General features: G+C 70.0%; 19 protein-coding genes. 9 read left to right on the top strand and 10 right to left on the bottom strand.

All coding sequences use genetic code 11. From position 1 onward, the window contains the following. The first annotated feature begins 4 nt into the window (after window positions 1-4). Window positions 5-658 (top strand): transcriptional repressor LexA, encoded by a 654-nt coding sequence (gene lexA, locus AB0L64_RS30710; RefSeq protein ID WP_363715718.1) that lies wholly within the window; start codon window positions 5-7, stop codon window positions 656-658. Here lexA and AB0L64_RS30705 read toward each other — a convergent pair. From AB0L64_RS30705 to AB0L64_RS30690, 4 genes are read right to left on the bottom strand one after another with little or no spacing between them, the layout of a single operon-like run. Next, the gene (locus AB0L64_RS30705) at window positions 655-1797 is read right to left on the bottom strand and encodes an acyltransferase (protein ID WP_363715716.1); all 1143 of its coding nucleotides are present in this window, start codon (window positions 1795-1797) and stop codon (window positions 655-657) included. The two genes, lexA and AB0L64_RS30705, sit on opposite strands and share 4 nt — an antisense overlap. Window positions 1798-1814: 17 nt before the next feature. Continuing rightward, window positions 1815-3005 (bottom strand): DUF6596 domain-containing protein, encoded by a 1191-nt coding sequence (locus AB0L64_RS30700; RefSeq protein WP_363715714.1) that lies wholly within the window; start codon window positions 3003-3005, stop codon window positions 1815-1817. Further along, a complete protein-coding gene (locus AB0L64_RS30695) occupies window positions 3005-3352 on the bottom strand; it encodes a YciI family protein (protein WP_359928662.1) in 348 nt (115 codons plus the stop codon). The genes AB0L64_RS30700 and AB0L64_RS30695 overlap by 1 nt, the downstream gene beginning before the upstream one ends. Window positions 3353-3381: 29 nt before the next feature. Beyond that, a complete protein-coding gene (locus tag AB0L64_RS30690; RefSeq protein ID WP_363715711.1) occupies window positions 3382-3792 on the bottom strand; it encodes a VOC family protein in 411 nt (136 codons plus the stop codon). A gap of 100 nt (window positions 3793-3892) precedes the next feature. Here AB0L64_RS30690 and AB0L64_RS30685 point away from each other — a divergent pair, with 100 nt between their 5' ends. Next, entirely contained in the window at window positions 3893-4522 is a 630-nt protein-coding gene (locus AB0L64_RS30685; protein ID WP_363715709.1) for a methyltransferase domain-containing protein, read from the top strand. On the opposite strand, the gene AB0L64_RS30680 is transcribed toward AB0L64_RS30685, so the two are convergent. After that, window positions 4512-4964: a nuclear transport factor 2 family protein gene (locus tag AB0L64_RS30680; RefSeq protein ID WP_363715707.1), complete on the bottom strand. Its 453-nt coding sequence runs from the start codon at window positions 4962-4964 to the stop codon at window positions 4512-4514. The two genes, AB0L64_RS30685 and AB0L64_RS30680, sit on opposite strands and share 11 nt — an antisense overlap. Before the next feature lie 90 nt (window positions 4965-5054). Here AB0L64_RS30680 and sigJ point away from each other — a divergent pair, with 90 nt between their 5' ends. After that, window positions 5055-5951: an RNA polymerase sigma factor SigJ gene (gene sigJ, locus AB0L64_RS30675; protein ID WP_363715705.1), complete on the top strand. Its 897-nt coding sequence runs from the start codon at window positions 5055-5057 to the stop codon at window positions 5949-5951. On the opposite strand, the gene AB0L64_RS30670 is transcribed toward sigJ, so the two are convergent. Together AB0L64_RS30670 and AB0L64_RS30665 are read right to left on the bottom strand one after the other, a co-directional pair. Next, window positions 5914-7182, bottom strand: coding sequence for an FAD-dependent oxidoreductase (locus AB0L64_RS30670; RefSeq protein WP_363715703.1), 1269 nt, complete (start codon window positions 7180-7182; stop codon window positions 5914-5916). The two genes, sigJ and AB0L64_RS30670, sit on opposite strands and share 38 nt — an antisense overlap. Further along, window positions 7179-8045 (bottom strand): diiron oxygenase, encoded by an 867-nt coding sequence (locus tag AB0L64_RS30665; RefSeq protein ID WP_363715702.1) that lies wholly within the window; start codon window positions 8043-8045, stop codon window positions 7179-7181. The genes AB0L64_RS30670 and AB0L64_RS30665 overlap by 4 nt, the downstream gene beginning before the upstream one ends. Window positions 8046-8149: 104 nt before the next feature. On the opposite strand from AB0L64_RS30665, the gene AB0L64_RS30660 reads away from it, so the two are divergent. Together AB0L64_RS30660 and AB0L64_RS30655 are read left to right on the top strand one after the other, a co-directional pair. Beyond that, entirely contained in the window at window positions 8150-8698 is a 549-nt protein-coding gene (locus AB0L64_RS30660; RefSeq protein ID WP_363715700.1) for a Chromate resistance protein ChrB, read from the top strand. Between the two features lie 5 nt (window positions 8699-8703). Next, on the top strand, window positions 8704-9828 hold the full coding sequence (locus tag AB0L64_RS30655) for an MFS transporter (RefSeq protein ID WP_363716454.1): 1125 nt from the start codon (window positions 8704-8706) through the stop codon (window positions 9826-9828). On the opposite strand, the gene AB0L64_RS30650 is transcribed toward AB0L64_RS30655, so the two are convergent. Beyond that, window positions 9803-10423 carry a class I SAM-dependent methyltransferase gene (locus tag AB0L64_RS30650; RefSeq protein ID WP_363715698.1) on the bottom strand — a complete coding sequence of 207 codons (621 nt, stop codon included), beginning with the start codon at window positions 10421-10423 and terminating at the stop codon, window positions 9803-9805. The two genes, AB0L64_RS30655 and AB0L64_RS30650, sit on opposite strands and share 26 nt — an antisense overlap. 137 nt (window positions 10424-10560) lie before the next feature. Between AB0L64_RS30650 and AB0L64_RS30645 the strand changes: the two genes are divergently transcribed. Next, a complete protein-coding gene (locus AB0L64_RS30645) occupies window positions 10561-11469 on the top strand; it encodes a DUF929 family protein (RefSeq protein WP_363715696.1) in 909 nt (302 codons plus the stop codon). A gap of 3 nt (window positions 11470-11472) precedes the next feature. Further along, complete coding sequence (locus tag AB0L64_RS30640) at window positions 11473-11943, top strand: vitamin K epoxide reductase family protein (protein WP_359928681.1); 471 nt, start codon at window positions 11473-11475, stop codon at window positions 11941-11943. Here AB0L64_RS30640 and AB0L64_RS30635 read toward each other — a convergent pair. Further along, window positions 11938-12438: a hypothetical protein gene (locus AB0L64_RS30635; RefSeq protein WP_363715694.1), complete on the bottom strand. Its 501-nt coding sequence runs from the start codon at window positions 12436-12438 to the stop codon at window positions 11938-11940. The two genes, AB0L64_RS30640 and AB0L64_RS30635, sit on opposite strands and share 6 nt — an antisense overlap. A gap of 85 nt (window positions 12439-12523) precedes the next feature. Here AB0L64_RS30635 and AB0L64_RS30630 point away from each other — a divergent pair, with 85 nt between their 5' ends. After that, on the top strand, window positions 12524-13186 hold the full coding sequence (locus AB0L64_RS30630) for a DUF6766 family protein (RefSeq protein ID WP_363715693.1): 663 nt from the start codon (window positions 12524-12526) through the stop codon (window positions 13184-13186). Continuing rightward, on the top strand, window positions 13186-13803 hold the full coding sequence (locus tag AB0L64_RS30625) for a UdgX family uracil-DNA binding protein (protein ID WP_363715691.1): 618 nt from the start codon (window positions 13186-13188) through the stop codon (window positions 13801-13803). Before AB0L64_RS30630 ends, AB0L64_RS30625 begins: the two co-directional genes overlap by 1 nt. Here the strand turns inward: AB0L64_RS30625 and AB0L64_RS30620 are convergent. Beyond that, window positions 13792-16230, bottom strand: a complete 2439-nt coding sequence (locus AB0L64_RS30620; protein ID WP_363715689.1) for a phosphoketolase family protein — start codon at window positions 16228-16230, stop codon at window positions 13792-13794. The two genes, AB0L64_RS30625 and AB0L64_RS30620, sit on opposite strands and share 12 nt — an antisense overlap. Window positions 16231-16356: the final 126 nt, after the last annotated feature.

Below are 16356 nucleotides of genomic sequence, written 5' to 3'. Positions count from 1 at the left end.
CGCGGTGACTGATCTCGACCTGTTCGGCGACCTGGACACCGGCGCGCTCCCGGAGCGGCAGCAACGCATCCTGGTGGTGATCCGGGACTGGGTGACGCGGCACGGATACCCGCCCAGCAGCCGGCAGATCGGCGATGCGGTCGGGCTGCGCTCCTCGTCGTCGGTTTCGAAGCACCTGGCCAGCCTGGAGGAGAAAGGGTTCCTCCGTCGCAGCCCATCGGTCTCCCGGCCGATCGACGTGCGGATGTTCCTGCAGGAGCCGGCCGCGCGTGCCACGGGCGACGAGAACGTGCCGGTGCCGGTGGTCGGCGACATCGCGGCCGGTACGCCGATCTCCGCGGTCGAGCACGTCGACGACGTCCTCCAACTCCCCCGCGGGCTGACGGGCCGGGGCACCGTGTTCGGGCTGCGTGTCCGCGGTGAGTCGATGATCGACGCCGCCATCTGCGACGGGGACATCGTCGTGGTCCGCCAGCAGTCCGAGGCCCACTCCGGCCAGATCGTCGCCGCGATGATCGACGAGGAGGCGACCGTGAAGGTGTACCGCCGCCGCAACGGCCACGTCTACCTGGAGCCGCGCAACCCGGCGCACGAGGTCATCGACGGCGACAACGCCACCATCCTCGGCATCGTGGTCTCGGTGCTGCGCAGCGTCTAAATCCTGTTCAGGGTCTTCTTGACCCCGAACAGCTGCGAGACGCCCGGGACGGACGAGAGCAGCCAGGCGAGCAGTGCGGAGACGGCGAAGGCGGCGGGCAGGAGTACGGCGTACTTCGGCCCGATGCCCGCGTCCCAGGTGACGACGAAGTACGCGATCGCGAGGATCACCGGTTGGTGGACGATGAAGTACGGCATCGCGGCCCGCGCGAGCGTAGGCGGTAGCGGACGCTGGAGCGCGGGCGCGCGGAGACCGAGGCCGAGGATCGCGACGAGCCATCCCCACACGGCGAGCGTGATGAGCGGCGAGTACCACAGGTACGCCCACGAGTAGCCAGGGTCCGGCCACCAGCCGTCGAGGAACTCGATGATGCCGGTCACGACGCCGAGCAGGAACGCACCGGCGCCGAGCAGCAGTCCCGGTACGGCGTCCCGTCGTACCGCTGCCAGCAGGCGCTCGTCCGACATCACCAGGTAGCCGACGACGAAGAAGTCGAAGAAGAACACGAACTCGCCCCAACCGTGCTCCGGACCGGGCGCGGCGAGCAGCAGCAGATGGACCGGCACGAGCGGTACGGCGAGCAGCAGGATCGACCCGCGCCGCCGGCAGCGCCGCGCGATCCAGTCGGTCTTGCCGCGCAGGAGCAGGAACAGCGGTAGCCCGAGCACGGCGAACTGGATCAGGTAGACGAGGAACCACAGGTGGTACGTGTCGCGCAGCCACAGCGGCGCATCACCACCGAGGTCGCTGAAGAACGTCTGGACGTCACCGAAGAACGACGCCGTCGAGCGTCCCTTGTGGTGCTCCTCGATGAAGTACTGCAGCGGCGAGAGCAGCACGTAGGCGACGACGAACGGGACGAGTAGTCGCAGTGACCGTTCGCGGAGGAACTGCGGCGCGGCCCGCCACCGCAGGGCCAGCCACGCGGCGCAGCCGGAGATCATGAAGAAGAACGCCAGCCCCCACAGTCCCAGGAACGCGATCCCGATCGAGATGCCTTCGCTGGTCTTCGCGTTCTTCACATGCCAGTCGCCGTCGTCGAACGGCCGCAGCGTGTGGAACACGAACACCCCGAGCACCGCCAGCACCCGCAGCCAGTCGAGAAACCACAGCCGTTCCCCCTGCCCCTCCGCACCCATGGAGCAAGGATGCTCGGTCAGCGGGCCAGCCGCTCGTTGAGCAGGCCAAGCTGTGCCGGGTTGGTGGTCAGCTCCGCCGCGCGTCCGTCGGCGGTCCGGGCCTCGCTGTCGCGGCCGAGGTCACGCAGCAGCTGGGCCCGGGTCGCGTGGAACAGCGGGTAGTGCTCGAGATCGCCCGCCAACCCGTCGAGTTCAGCGAGAGCGTTCGCAGGCCCACGGACGTACGACAGCGCGATTCCTCGGTGCAGTCGGGCGACGGGTGTCGGCTGCAAGGTGAGCAGCATGTCGTACAGGACAAGGATTTGCGGCCAGTCCGTCTCGGACCAGGTGCGCGCCTCGCTGTGACAGGCCGCGATGGCGGCCTGGAGCTGGTACGGGCCGGGTGCGTGGTGACGGCGTGCGGTGCGGGTCAGGAGGGTGGTCGCTTCGGTGATCGCGGCGTGGTCCCACAAGGTGCGGTCCTGGTTCTCCAGCAGGACGATGTCGCCGTCCGGCGTGAACCGCGCCGCCGTGCGGGCCCGGTGCAGGCGGATCAGGGAGAGCAGGCCGCCCACCTCGGGTTCGTTGGGCAGCAGGCCGTGGAGCAGTGCGGTCAGCCATTCGGCGTCGTCGACGAGGTCCCGCGAGTGCGCACGGTCCGCCGTACTCGACAGGTAGCCCTCGTTGAAGAGCAGGTAGATGACGGTCAGCACTTCGTCGAGACGTTCGGGCAGGTCGTCGGCGCGCGGGATGCGGTACGGGATGCCCGCGTCGGTGATCTTGCGCTTCGCCCGCGTGATCCGTTGCGCGACCGCGGACTCCGACGCCAGGAACGCCGCCGCGATCTGGGCGGTCGTCAGACCGCACACCACGCGGAGCGTCAACGCGACCTGCGCCTCCCGCGCGAGCGCCGGGTGGCAGCAGGTGAAGATCAGCCGCAACCTGTCGTCCGGCGGCGGCTGCACCGGCGGCTCGAGCGCGGCCAGCTTGGCGCGGTAGTTCTGCTGCCGGCGCAGTACGTCGAGACCGCGCCGCTTCGCGACCGTGAACAACCAGGCGTCCGGCCGCTCCGGGATGCCTTCGACGGGCCAGCGCTTGAGCGCGATCTCGACCGCGTCCTGGACCAGGTCCTCCGCGGCGGCGAAGTCGCCGAGCAGCGTGACGAGCGCACCGGCGAGCCGGCCGGCGTGGTCCCGGACCACGCGGGCCAGCTCGTCCTCGGCTCTCATCACATCTGCTCGACCGGCCGGATCTCGACCACCGGGCAGGCCGGCCAGGTGCGCACCATCCGCAGTGCCTCGTCGAGGTCCTCGACCTCGATCTCGGTGAACCCGGACACGACTTCCTTGCCCTCGATGAACGGCCCGTCAGTGGTCATCACCCGTCCGCCGTCGAGCCGGACCGTGGTCGCGGTCTCCGGGCCCTGCAGCTTGGAGCCGCGGTCGGTGATCTTGTCCTTGTGGTCCTCGAACCACTGGTACACCCGCCGGTACGCCTCCTCCTGCTCGCCCGGTCCCAGCGCCGCGAACTCCTTCGCGAACTCCTCGGTCTCGATGAACATCAGCACGTACTTCACCCACGCACCTCCTTTCCGGACAGTCTGGCTCACGAAGCGGGCAGGGCGGCGTAGAGATCGACACCATTGCCGGACGGATCCGCGACGGTCGCGTAACGCATCCCCCACGGCGCGTCGAACGGTTCCTGCAGGCTCGGTACGCCGGCCCCGACCAGGTCGGCGTACGCCGCGTCGAGCTCCGCCGGGCTGCCGTACTCGAAGGTCAGGAAGATCCGGCCGGTCGCCGGCGGTGTCCAGCCTGCGGTGATCTTGCCGCGGGCCTCGTCGGTGTCCAGCATCAGGTGCAGGCCGTTCGGCAGGTCGCAGCCGGCGTGGTCGTCCGGCATGTACCGATCGCGCTCGAACTCGAGCCCGAAGCGGCGGTAGAACTCGATCGCGGCGCCGAGGTCGGACACGACGACGTCGATGATCTTCACGGTGCCTGGCACGGTGGTAGGCATGGTCTTCTCCTCGTGGTGACGAACAGCGGTCACTCTGGAGACGATCGGCGGGTGCCAAGATCCGACACTCTGGATCCGGCACTCTGAGAGGGTGGAGAGCATGAAACATCCGCTCTTCGCCCGGATTTACACCAAGGCCCGGCCGGCGCTCGACCAGCAGGGCGCCGCCGAGCACCGTCGCCGCCTCCTGGCGGGCGCCGCGGGCCGGGTGATCGAGGTCGGCGCCGGGGACGGCGGCAACTTCACGCACTACCCGCCCGAGGTGACCGGCGTGCTGGCCGTCGAGCCCGAGCCCTACCTGCGCGCCCAGGCCGAGCGGCAGGCCGAGTCCGCGCCGATCGACGTCGAGGTCGTCGAAGGTACGGCGGACCGCCTGCCTGCCGCTGACGCGTCGGCCGATGTCGTCGTGGTCTCGCTCGTCCTCTGCTCCGTACCGGACCAGCAGGTGGCGCTCGCCGAGGCCCGGCGGGTCCTGCGCCCGGGCGGAGAGCTCAGGTTCTACGAGCACGTCGCAGCCGAGCCCGGCACGCGGCTCGCGACCGTGCAGAAGGTCGCCGACGCGACTCTCTGGCCGTTGTTCGTCGGCGGCTGTCACACCCACCGGGACACGCCCGCCGCGATCACCGCGGCCGGCTTCGACATCGAAGCCCTCGACGAGTTCCGCTTCCCGCCCGACCGCGTCACGCCGGCCGGCCCTCACGTCCTCGGCCGCGCGCGGCTCAGGGCATGAGGTCCATCGCGGCGGTTCCGGATTCGAAGTTGGTCGGCACGGAGACCTGGTCGTGGACGATCAGCCACTGGTCGTCGATCTTCTGCCACGCGGCGGTCCAGCGCAGCCAGTAGTCGATCTTGCCGCCGGGCTTCAACGCGGCGTTCATGTGGTTGAGGGAGTAGACGACGGCCAGGTCGCCGTCGACGAGGACGGTGAGGTCGCGGACCTCGTACTCCAGCGGGGTCTCGAAGACGGTGAAGACGCGCTCCCAGTTCGCCCACTTCTTCTCCGCGCCGAGGTGCCGCAGCGGCGGCTCGATGTCGAAGGAGACCAGGCCGGGCGCGAAGATGGTCTTGACGGCGTCCAGGTCGCCGGTCCGGACCGCGTCGAGCAGGACCTCGACGCGCTCGCGGATCTCGACCTCGGAGACAGCGTTGTGTGACGTGGTGTGTGTGGTCATGTTCCCTACGACGAGACGCCGCCGCGAACTGTCAGACCTCACACTTCGCGGGCCTGTTCCGTCGTACGGGGTATGGACGAGAGGACCGACATGAGTGAGCCCGGGCTGAGCGCGATCATGAGCGAGCGGCGGCAGCTGATCAACCTCGCCTACCGGCTGCTCGGCTCGCTGGCCGATGCCGAGGACGTGGTCCAGGAGACCTACGCGCGCTGGTACGCGATGACGCCGGACGAGCAGCGGGCGATCGAGAACCCGGCGGCGTGGCTGACCAAGGTCGCGAGCCGGATCTGCCTGGACCAGCTGCGGTCCGCGCGCGCCCGCCGCGAGCGGTACGTCGGTGAGTGGATCCCGGAGCCGCTGCCGGAAACCGCCGAGTGGCAGTCCGGGCAGACCGGCACCGCCGACCCGGCCGACCGCGTCACGCTGGACGAGTCGGTGAACATGGCGTTCCTCGTCGTCCTCGACGCGATGACGCCCGCCGAACGGGTGGCGTTCATCCTTCACGACGTGTTCCGCTACCCGTTCCCGGAGGTCGCCGAGATCGTCGGCCGGACACCGGCGGCCTGCCGCCAGCTGGCTTCGTCGGCCCGGCGGCGGATCCGGGACGCCGAGCACCCCGCGGCGCCGTCCGCGCGCCGGGCGGAGCTGATCCGCGAGTTCAAGGCGGCCTGGGAGGCGACCGACATCGCCGCGCTGGTCACGCTGCTCGACCCCGAGGTCACCGCGGTCGCCGACGGCGGCGGCATCGTGGCCGCCTCACTCGCGCCGGTCCACGGCGGCGCCGACGTCGCGCAGTACTTCGCCGACCTGCCCGTGTTCCGGCTCGGCAGGACGCTCCTCGAGCGCACGGTCAACGGGCAGCCGGGCCTGGTGATCCAGTTCGACGGCGTCATCGAGACCGTGATCGCCTTCGACGTGGCCGACGACCGCATCACCAACATCTGGGCGATCAGGAACCCGGAGAAGCTGAGCCCCTGGCAGAGCTGACCAGCGTCCGCACGGTCTCCTGGGCGCAGGCCTTGTTGACCCCGATCCCGCCGCGCGCGCCGCGTTTGATCCAGCCCGCCACGTAGTGACCGGGCCGGTCGACGACGGCGCCGCGGACGTTCGGGACGATACCGCGGCTCGCGTCGAACGGCAGCCCGTCGATCGGCCGCCCCTCGAATCCGATCGCGGTGAACAGATGGCTCGCCGCGATCGTCTCGCCGGTGTCGAGGACCAGGCCGTCGCCGGTCCAGGCGGCCGGCCTGGCGTGGTACCGGAACTCGACGCGGTCACCGACCGCGGCCTGCAGCTCCCGCAGGGCGGACGGCGTATACGCCGCCTCGTCGGGCCCGCGTCTGCCGACCAGTACGACCTTCTTCACACCGCTCGCAGCCAGCGCCGCGCGCACCCCTGACGGAAGCTCCATCGAGCGCAACCGCTGCTCGTCGCTCAGCAGGATCCGGGCGACGTCGAGTGCGACGTTACCGTTGCCGACGATCACCGCACGCGGGCCGGCCAGGTCGACGAGAGCCGCGGCGCCGGGGCGTCCGTTGTACCAGGCAACAAAGTCCTCGGCTGCGATGGCGGCCTGCTCACCGGCGATGCCGAGCTGACGGCTCCGCCGGGCGCCGACCGCGTGAACCACGGCGTCGTATCCCGCCGGCAACGCGCCGTCGTACCTGTGCAGTGCTGCCGCATCCGTCCCGGGCCGCCACCGCACCCGGCGGTGTGCGGCGATCCGCTCGAAGGTGTCGATGATCTGCTTGGTCTGCGGATGGTCCGGCGCGACGCCGTACCGCACCAGGCCGCCGACGTGCTGGAGCCGGTCGACGAGTGTGACCTCGGCCGCTGTCCGCAGCAACAGTTCGCGGGTCGTGTAGATACCGGCCGGCCCGGCACCGACCACCAGCACGCGCCGCGGCCCGCCGCCGCGCACCTCGTACGACGGCGGCTCCCAGCTGTCCAGATCCATGGCCTCCAGTGGCTCGCGCTCCGCGAAGTGCGCCGCGTTGCGCTGCACGTCCTCGGGCACCGACCGGTCGGAGGGCTTCGCGGCGTCGACGGGGCAGATGTCGGCGCACGCGCCGCAGTCGATGCACGTGCGCGGGTCGATGAACAGGCTCGCACCGGTACCGAACCCGGGCTCGCCCGGCGCCGGGTGGATGCTGTTCATCGGGCAGACCGCGACGCAGCTCGCGTCCGAGCAGCACTCCCCCGAGATCGCGTAGCTCACAGCAGACCGGTCCGCCGGTACATCCGGGCCGCTGCGGGCGTGAGCAGCCCGACCGAGCCGAGGAAGTCCATCAGGTTCGCGCAGCTGGTCCTCAGCAACGACCGGTGGTACTCGTTGTGCCGAGCCTCCCGGACTGCGCGGTCGACGTCCAACCCGACGTTCGCGTACACCTCCCGGCCGACCATGCTCGACACGATCATGTCGGCGGCGATCGCGATCACCAGCGCACTCACCCAGCGCCGTCCGCGTCCCGCACCGGCCAGCCGCTCGCGGGTCTCCTCGCGCGCGAACACCATGTGCCGCGACTCCTCCACGACGTGGATGTGGTTCACCGTGCGCACCAGCGGCTCGACCCGGCGGTCGCGCATCCAGTCGCGCTGCATGACGTCCAGCACCTCCTCCGCCACCAGGATCGCGGCGTACGCCGACTCGCCGGTGGCCACGGTCTTGAACATCCGGCCGAGCTCGCGCGCCGCCAGTCGCGGCCGGTACGACGGCTCGACCATGCGCTCGGTCGCGCGGGCGAACATGATCGAGTGCCGGCACTCGTCGGCGATCTCGGTCAGCGCCCACTGGAACTCGGCGCTGCGGGCCGGCTTGTCGTACACGTCGCGCAGGATCAGCTGCTGCAGGATCAGCTCGAACCAGATCCCGGTCGTCGCCACCGACGCCGCCTCGTGCCGCGTCAGCTCCCGCCGCTGCGCCTCGGTCAGCTCGTCCCAGTACAGCGTCGCGTAGAGCGTGCTCCACTCCGGCGACATCCCGTACCCGTCGCCGATCGGCGCGTCCCAGTCGATCTCCGTGTCCGGGTCCCGCGACAACCGGCCCGCCGACCCCAGCAACCGCTCAGCGGTCTCGTTCATCGAGCACACCTCCGAAGCGATATGACATCGTCTATGTAACATAATCGATGTCCGAAGTCGTGTCGAGGTTCCCAGCTGGTGTAACAGCCGCTACATTTGCTGCTGTGACGGATCGATGGCTGGTGCTTGTGGTGCGGATTCCCGCGGAGCCCTCGCGGCACCGCGTGGCAGTGTGGCGGGAGCTGCGGAAGGCGGGGGCGCTGTCCCTCGGGCAGGGCGTCTGGGCGGTGCCCCAGCTTCCCGTGTTCGAGGCCTCGATGCAGCGGACGGCCGAACTGGTGGCCCGTGCGGACGGCGAGGTCACGGTGCTCGACGCGGCCGGCCGGAGCGCCGACGACGCGGCCCGGCTGCGCCGGCTGTACGACGAGGCGCGGCGCGCGGACTGGACCGAGTTCCTGGCGGACTGCACGAAGTTCGAGGAGGAGCTCGAGAAGGAGATCCGGATCGAGAAGTTCACCCTCGCCGAGCTCGAGGAGGAGGAGCAGAGCCTCGAGCGTCTCCGCCGCTGGCACCGCGACCTGACCGGCCGCGACGTCTTCGGTACGCCGGAATCCGCACAGGCGACCGCCCGGCTCAAGGACTGCGTCGCGCGCTGCGAGGAGTTCGCAGAACTCGTGTTCCGCGCACTGCATCAGCTTCCGGGGCACGCGTGAGGACAATGTGGCCGCTGTATGCGGCCGGTTTCACGACCGCCTTCGGCGCCCACGCGGTCGCGGCGAACCTCGGTGGATCGTCCGAGGATGCCGTCACGTCGCTGCTCACGCTCGGTCTCCTGCTCGCGCTGTACGACGGGGCCGAGGTGCTGCTGAAGCCGGTGTTCGGCACGATCGCCGACCGGATCGGCGCGCGCCCGATGCTGTTGTTCGGGCTCGCCGGCTTCGCCGTTGCCTCAGGCACCTATGTGCTCGTGGACCGGCCTGGCTGGTTGTGGGTCGCGCGCCTCGGCCAGGGTGCCGCGGCCTCGGCCTTCTCCCCTGCCGCCTCCGCACTGGTGGCGCGACTGAATCCTTCGGGCAAGCACGGACGCGCCTTCGGGAGCTACGGGTTCTACAAGAGCATCGGCTACACGGCCGGCCCGCTGCTCGGTGGTGGGCTGGTGTGGGTCGGCGGCTTCCGGTTGCTGTTCGCGGTGATGACAGTGCTCGCCGTGGGCGTTGCCGTTTGGGCGCTGATCGCCGTGCCGGTTGTGCCCCCGTTGCCGCGGACGCGGCAGACCGTGCTGGACCTCGCGCGCCGAATCACCGATCCGCAGTTCCTTCGCCCGACGACGGCACTCGCTGCCGCGACGGCCGCGTTGTCCGTCGGCGTCGGGTTCCTGCCGGTGACCGGCGCCGCGGACGGGCTCGGCACCATCGCGACCGGAGCGGCGGTGTCGCTGCTCGCCGCGACCGCGGCCGTCGTACAACCACGCAGCGGCCGTGCGCTCGACGCCGGCCGGCTGACGACCCGCGCCGGCATCGCACTCGGATTGATCCTCGCGGCGGCCGGTTTTGTGTGCGCGGCCCTGCCCGGCGTCGCGTTCCTCCTGATCGCGGCCGCGTTGATCGGTGCGGGGACCGGCGTGATCACGCCGCTCGGCTTCGCGGCGCTGGCGGCGAGTACGCCACCGGAGCGGCTCGGTCAGACCATGGGTACGGCCGAGCTCGGCCGCGAACTCGGCGACGCGGGCGGTCCGCTACTCGTCGCCGCGATCGCGACGGTCGCCGTACTCGACGCCGGGTACCTCGCGCTCGCCGCACTGCTGCTGCTCGGGCTGCTCATGCTCCGCCCGGGACGAAGCTGAACAGGCTCCGCCCTGTCACCAGCGGCTCCGGTACGCCGGTGAAGCGGTGCACGCCGACGCCGAAGCCGGCGTCGGCGTCGGAAAGCCAGACCCTGTCGAAGCCGCGCGCCTCGAACCAGTCGCAGATCGTCGGCGCCAGGTCCGGCTCCTCCCGGTGACGGGTCCAGATCACGGTGCCGCCGGTTCGGCAGAATTGCGGCATCGCCTCGACGGTCCGCTTGATGTCCGCGTCCGACACGTTGCCGAAGATCCCGCACAGCAGCACCAGCTCGGCCGGGACCATGCCGTCGTACTGATCGGTCAACGACGCATCACCGGTGACTACATCAACCTGATCGCGCGCCCGCTCCCGGGCGGTGGCTGCGAGCTCAGGGTCCAGCTCGACGAGCCGCGCGTGGACGTCTGCCCCACGCGGGTGGTCCTCGATCACCTCAAGGAGGTCCCGGCCTTGTCCTGCGCACAGGCTGACCACAGGCACCGGCCCAGCCGGAGCACGGTCGAGCGCCGCCCCCACCTGTTGCTGCACCGCCGCCAGCCGCCGCGACAGCTCCGATCCCGGGACGTCGTACTTCGCATGCCACGCTCGCCAGTCCATAGCGCGCAACACTAGTTACGACCTGAGGTCAGGTGCCGATCTGCCGGTCTGTAACCTCACGGTGACGGAGAGGTAGGAACTTCCGGGCCTGATGGATAGTTGATCTTCAGGAGCACGGGCACGATCAGAGGAGAGTCATGGCACGGCGCGTCGAACAGAAGGCTGCGGCCCGCGAGCGGATCGCGGCGCAGCTGGCCGCCCAGCAGCAGGCGGAGCGACGACGACGCCTCCTGTTCGCGGTCGGTGCGGTCGTCCTGGTCCTGGTGATCGTCGGCGGCCTGGTGACCATCCGCCTGGTCGGCGGCGGCAAGAAGACCGCGACCGGTCCGTCCGGCGCGGCCGACTCCGGGCTGGTCACGGCGCTCTCCTCGATTCCGGACTCGACGTTCGCCGCCGTCGGGAGCGCGGACGTGAAGGCCGCGCCGTCGGCGATCACCGCCCCCGCGCTGACCGCGGGCGGCAAGCCGAAGGTGCTGTACATCGGCGCCGAGTTCTGCCCGTACTGCGCCGCGGAGCGGTGGCCGGTCACGGTCGCGCTGTCCCGCTTCGGGACGTTCAGCAACCTCGGCACCACCCACTCGGCGTCCGAGGACGTCTTCCCGAACACGGCGACGCTGTCCTTCCACGGCGCGACGTACACGAGCCAGTACCTGGCGTTCACCGGCGTCGAGACGACCACGAACGAGATGGTCGGGAATGGATACAAGCCGCTGGACACCCCGACCGCCGAGGACCAGAAGACGTTCGACACCTACAACAAGCCGCCGTACGTCGAGAGCGACGGGTCGATCCCGTTCATCGACCTCGGCGGCAAGTTCGTCAACTCCGGGGCGACGTACAGCCCGGAGGTGCTCGCCGGGAAGACGCAGACGCAGATCGCCGACGCGCTCAAGGATCCGTCGAGCCCGATCGCGAAGGCGGTCCTCTCCTCGGCCAACGTCTACACCGCGGCGATCTGCAAGCTGACCGACAACCAGCCGGCGAAGGTCTGCTCGACCGACACGGTGACCGCCGCGGCGGCGAAGCTCGGCAGCGCGAAGGGCTGAGGCGTGGCCAGCACTGCACAGCAATCCGCCCGGACGTCGCTCGGCGTGATCCCGTGGGCCACGCTGGCCGTCTCGGTCGCCGGGCTCGCGGTCGCGGCGTACCTCACCTACGAGCACTTCACCGCCGGTTCGACGCTCGCCTGCCCGGACACCGGGGTGGTGAACTGCGCCAAGGTGACCAGCAGTCAGTACTCGAAGCTGTTCGGGATCCCGGTCGCGCTGCTCGGCCTCGCGTTCTTCGTGGGCATGACCGCGCTGTCGGTGCCGCCGATGTGGCGTACGGCGTCTCCGTGGCCGGGGCGCCTGCGGCTGGCCGGCGTACTGACCGGTGTCGTGTTCGTCTGCTACCTGATCTGGGCCGAGCTGTTCCAGATCAACGCGATCTGCCTGTGGTGCACGGTCGTTCACGCACTGACGCTCGTCCTGTTCGCCCTCGTCATCGTCCGCCTGGCGCTCGTGCCGCCGGCGTCATGAATCAGGCTGCGTGAGCGTGTAGTCGACCAGCGACACGGTCGTCACGACCCGGCCGTCGGTCCGGGTCTCTTGCTGGATCGGCATCCCCGGCAGGCTGGTCGCGAACCAGAACACCTCGTCGGCCGCGCCGTCACGCACGGTGTAGCGCAGGCAGTCGAGGTCACCGATCGCGGTCCGGATCCGCTCCGGCTCGATCGTCGTGTCCGCGGCCGGGAACGAGGCGTGGCCCTGCAGGTCCAGCCAGGTCGTCGTGAACACCTGCGGCTCGCCGAGCGGTTCGCCGTCGAGCGTCAGCCGGGAGCGCTCCAGCGTCGCGCCGTCCGCGTCGCACGCGAGGTACGTGCTGATCAGCAGGAACGACTCGGCATCCTCCGAGTCGACGCGACGCGTGATCGACTTCCCCACCGTCGTCGCGTCCCGGATCTGACCGGCCGTGAACGGCGTCGGGGCCCGCCCTGGGCCGAGCACATACGCATCCCGCGAGTCAGCTGCCATCTGGTGCCTCCGTGGCGAGGAATGGAGCCACTGTAGACGTCGTGTGCCGCGTCATGAAACGAGTCGGCAGGGGTACCGGAGCGGCATGCGATGGCTACGACCGCGAGCGTTGCTGCTGGCCAACCTGGCACTGTTCTTCGGGTTCCTGGTCGGACTGGCGTTCGTGGGTCACGCGCAGCAGAACTCCGAGCTCGCCGATCACGGCCGGCCACCGGAGAGCCTCGGGCAGTACGTCGGCTCCTCCTCCTTCGGCGAGGCGCTCTTCGAGAACTGGGAGTCCGAGTTCCTGCAGATGTTCATGTACGTACTGCTCACGGCGTACCTGGTGCAGAAGGGCTCGGCGGAGTCCCGGCCGATCGACGAACCGGCGCCGCAGGACGAGGACCCGCGCGGGCACCGCACCGACCGGAACGCACCCTGGCCGGTCCGGCGCGGCTCGGAGCTGATCCTGAGGCTGTACGAGAACTCGCTGGCGATCGCGTTCGGGGTGGTGTTCCTGCTGTCACTGTGGTTGCATGCGGCAACCGGTGCCGCGGCGTACAGCGAGGAACAGGAGCTGCACGGCGGCGCCGCGGTCACGACCTGGTCCTATCTCGGCACGAGTCAGTTCTGGTACGAGTCGCTGCAGAACTGGCAGAGTGAGTTCCTGGCCGTCGCGGCGATCATCGGCGGTTCGATCTACCTACGGCAGCGGCGCTCGGCCCAGTCCAAGCCCGTCCATGCGCCACACTCGGAGACAGGTGGCTGATGACCAAGTACCCGGGAGCGCAGGAATGGGTCCCTCGCGACGGCGGGATGCGGAAGGTCCGTGCCGTGCTCGGCGACTGCCGGGGCTGCGACCTCTGGGAGGACGCCGAGCAGGCGGTGCCCGGCGAGGGGCCGGTGCGGGCCCGGATGATGCTCGTCGGCGAGACACCCGGTGACCACGAGGACAAGGAAGGGCACGTGTTCGTCGGGCCCGCGGGTCACCTGCTCGACAAGGCGCTCGTCGAGGCCGGGATCGACCGGTCGGCGGTGTACCTGACGAACGCGGTGAAGCATTTCCGTTTCGAGCGGCAGGGAAAGCGGCGGATCCACAAGACGCCGGCCGCCAGTCAGATCACCGCGTGTCATCCGTGGTTGCGGCGCGAACTGGAGATCGTGAAGCCGTCGCTGGTGGTCGTGATGGGATCGGTGGCCGCGAAGGCCCTGCTCGGCTCGACGTTCCGGGTCACGCAGGAGCGGGGAAAGCGGTTGGAGCTTCCGGGCGGCGGCCTCGCGGTGGCGACCGTGCATCCGTCCGCGGTGGTCCGGTCGGACGAGTTCCGGCGGGACTTCGCGCGGTTCGTCGACGATCTCCGGGTCGCGGTCGGCCTACTGGACTGACCACCGCCAGCCCCGCACCTCCGGCAGGTCCTCGCCGTACCGGGTGACATAGGCGTGATGCCGCGTGCGCTGGTCGATGAAGTACTGCCGCGCGGACACCGCGCGCGACCGCAGCGACGGCACCCGGTCGATGACGTCCATCGCCAGGTGGTACCGGTCCAGGTTGTTGCGGACCACCATGTCGAACGGCGTGGTCGTCGTCCCTTCCTCGAGGTACCCGCGCACGTGCAGGTTGGCGTGGCCGTGCCGCCGGTAGGTGAGGCGGTGGATGAGCCACGGGTAGCCGTGGTAGGCGAAGATCACCGGCTTGTCCGTGGTGAACAGCGCGTCGAAGTCGGCGTCGGGCAGCCCGTGCGGATGCTCGGCGGCGTCCTGCAGGCGCATCAGGTCGACCACGTTCACGACCCGGATCCGCAGGTCCGGGACGTGGTCGCGGAGCAGGTCGACCGCGGCCAGCGTCTCCATCGTCGGTACGTCGCCCGCGCACGCCATCACCACGTCCGGGTCGCCGTCGTCGTTGCTGGCGAAGTCCCACACGCCGACGCCCCGGGCGCAGTGCACCGCGGCCTGGTCCCAGTCCAGCCAGTTCGGCTGCGGTTGCTTGCCCGCCACAACGACGTTGATGTAGTTCCGGGTCCGCAGGCAGTGGTCCATCGTGGACAGCAGCGTGTTGGTGTCCGGCGGCAGGTAGACGCGGACGACCTCGGCCTTCTTGTTCACGACATGATCGATGAAGCCCGGGTCCTGGTGCGAGAACCCGTTGTGGTCCTGCCGCCAGACGTGCGAAGTGAGCAGGTAGTTCAGCGACGGGATCGGCCGCCGCCACTCGAGCTGGTTGATCGTCTTCAGCCACTTCGCGTGCTGGTTGACCATCGAGTCGACGATGTGGACGAACGCCTCGTACGACGAGAACAGGCCGTGCCGCCCGGTCAGCAGGTACCCCTCCAACCAGCCCTGGCAGGTGTGTTCGCTGAGGATCTCCAGCACCCGGCCGTCCGGCCCGAGGTGGCGGTCGGTGTCGCGCCGCTCGGCGAGCCACAGCTTGTCCGTCTCCTCGTAGACCGCGCCCAGCCGGTTCGACTCGGTCTCGTCCGGCCCGAACAGCCGCAGGTTGTCCGGGTTCCGCCGGAAGGCGTCCCGCAGGAACGTGCCGAAGACCTTCGTCGGCTCCCCGTCCTCGGCGCCCGGCGCCTTCACCGGTACGGCGTACTCCTCGACCGGCGGCAGCTCGAGGTCGCGGCTCAGGAGGCCGCCGTTGGCGTGCGGGTTCGACCCCATCCGCAGCCGGTCTCCCGGCGCGAGCTCGATCAGCTCCGGGACCGGACGCCCGTCCTCGTCGAACAGATCCTCGGGCCGGTAGCTGCGGAGCCAGTCCTCCAGTTGCCGGAGATGGTCCTCGTTCGTCCGTACGCCGGACAGCGGCACCTGATGCGACCGCCACGTGTCCTCGACCGGCTCGCCGTCCACGGCCTGCGGGCCGGTCCAGCCCTTCGGCGTCTTCAGCACGATCATCGGCCAGACGGGCCGCGGCGGCGCGTCGCTCGCCGACCGTGCCTCGCGCTGGATCTCGTCGATCCGGTCCAGGCAGGCGTCCAGGGTCGCTGCCAGCGCCTGGTGGACCGCGGCCGGCTCCGACCCCTCGACCAGGTACGGCTCGTATCCGTAGCCCCGCATCAGCGCGGTCAGCTCCTCGTCGCCGATCCGGGCGAGCACCGCCGGATTCGCGATCTTGTATCCGTTCAGGTGCAGGATCGGCAGGACGGCGCCGTCGCGCGCCGCGTTCAGGAACTTGTTCGAGTGCCAGGACGCCGCGAGCGGACCGGTCTCCGCCTCGCCGTCGCCGACGACGCAGGTCACGACGAGGTCCGGGTTGTCCGCGGCCGCGCCGTACGCGTGACTGAGCGAGTAGCCCAGCTCGCCGCCCTCGTTGATCGACCCCGGTACGTCGGCCGCCACGTGACTCGGGACACCTCCGGGGAACGAGAACTGCTTGAACAGCCGCCCCATCCCGGCCTCGTCCAGCGTGGTGTTCGGGTACGCCGCGGTCCAGCTCCCCTCCAGCCAGGTGTTGGCCACCAGGGCCGGGCCACCGTGGCCGGGGCCGGTCACGAACAGCATCTCTCGGTCCCGCTGCCGGATCACCCGGTTCAGATGCGCGTAGATCAGGTTCAGGCCCGGCGTCGTACCCCAGTGGCCGAGCAGCCGCGGCTTGATGTGCTCGGGTCGCAGCGGCTCCCGGAGCAGCGGATTGGCAAGCAGATAGATCTGCCCGACGGACAGGAAGTTGGCCGCGCGCCAGTACGCGTCGATGCCCTCGAGTTCGTCGTCACTCAGTGCCTTGGCCTCGATCCGCTCCACGGTCGCCCCTCGGGATTCGCCGACGATCTTCGTGCGCCAGCACTGGTACCCGGTGCCGGTCTCCAACATTCGGGAGAGTGCGGGTAGCATGGTTTCTCGATCGCGCACACAGGAGCGGTGCATTCTGAGCCGCTTTCCTGGAGGACCCTCTGAACGGCCCTCTGGACGACACCGGGTGGTATCTCGTCGGCGGGT

Source organism: Kribbella sp. NPDC051936, assembly GCF_040680955.1.
Lineage (GTDB): Bacteria > Actinomycetota > Actinomycetes > Propionibacteriales > Kribbellaceae > Kribbella.
The sequence above is the reverse complement of the archived record's forward strand: the minus strand, read 5'-3'. Positions and strand labels throughout refer to the sequence as shown.

Coding starts and splice junctions, on each gene's coding strand:
- AB0L64_RS30635 (WP_363715694.1), bottom strand. CDS start 12,438: ATGGCAGCTGACTCGCGGGATGCGTATGTGCTCGGCCCAGGGCGGGCC.
- AB0L64_RS30630 (WP_363715693.1), top strand. CDS start 12,524: ATGCGATGGCTACGACCGCGAGCGTTGCTGCTGGCCAACCTGGCACTG.
- AB0L64_RS30645 (WP_363715696.1), top strand. CDS start 10,561: ATGGCACGGCGCGTCGAACAGAAGGCTGCGGCCCGCGAGCGGATCGCG.
- AB0L64_RS30680 (WP_363715707.1), bottom strand. CDS start 4,964: ATGACCACACACACCACGTCACACAACGCTGTCTCCGAGGTCGAGATC.
- AB0L64_RS30690 (WP_363715711.1), bottom strand. CDS start 3,792: ATGCCTACCACCGTGCCAGGCACCGTGAAGATCATCGACGTCGTCGTG.
- AB0L64_RS30665 (WP_363715702.1), bottom strand. CDS start 8,045: ATGAACGAGACCGCTGAGCGGTTGCTGGGGTCGGCGGGCCGGTTGTCG.
- AB0L64_RS30620 (WP_363715689.1), bottom strand. CDS start 16,230: ATGTTGGAGACCGGCACCGGGTACCAGTGCTGGCGCACGAAGATCGTC.
- AB0L64_RS30685 (WP_363715709.1), top strand. CDS start 3,893: ATGAAACATCCGCTCTTCGCCCGGATTTACACCAAGGCCCGGCCGGCG.
- AB0L64_RS30705 (WP_363715716.1), bottom strand. CDS start 1,797: ATGGGTGCGGAGGGGCAGGGGGAACGGCTGTGGTTTCTCGACTGGCTG.
- AB0L64_RS30650 (WP_363715698.1), bottom strand. CDS start 10,423: ATGGACTGGCGAGCGTGGCATGCGAAGTACGACGTCCCGGGATCGGAG.
- AB0L64_RS30700 (WP_363715714.1), bottom strand. CDS start 3,005: ATGAGAGCCGAGGACGAGCTGGCCCGCGTGGTCCGGGACCACGCCGGC.
- AB0L64_RS30655 (WP_363716454.1), top strand. CDS start 8,704: ATGTGGCCGCTGTATGCGGCCGGTTTCACGACCGCCTTCGGCGCCCAC.
- sigJ (WP_363715705.1), top strand. CDS start 5,055: ATGAGTGAGCCCGGGCTGAGCGCGATCATGAGCGAGCGGCGGCAGCTG.
- AB0L64_RS30625 (WP_363715691.1), top strand. CDS start 13,186: ATGACCAAGTACCCGGGAGCGCAGGAATGGGTCCCTCGCGACGGCGGG.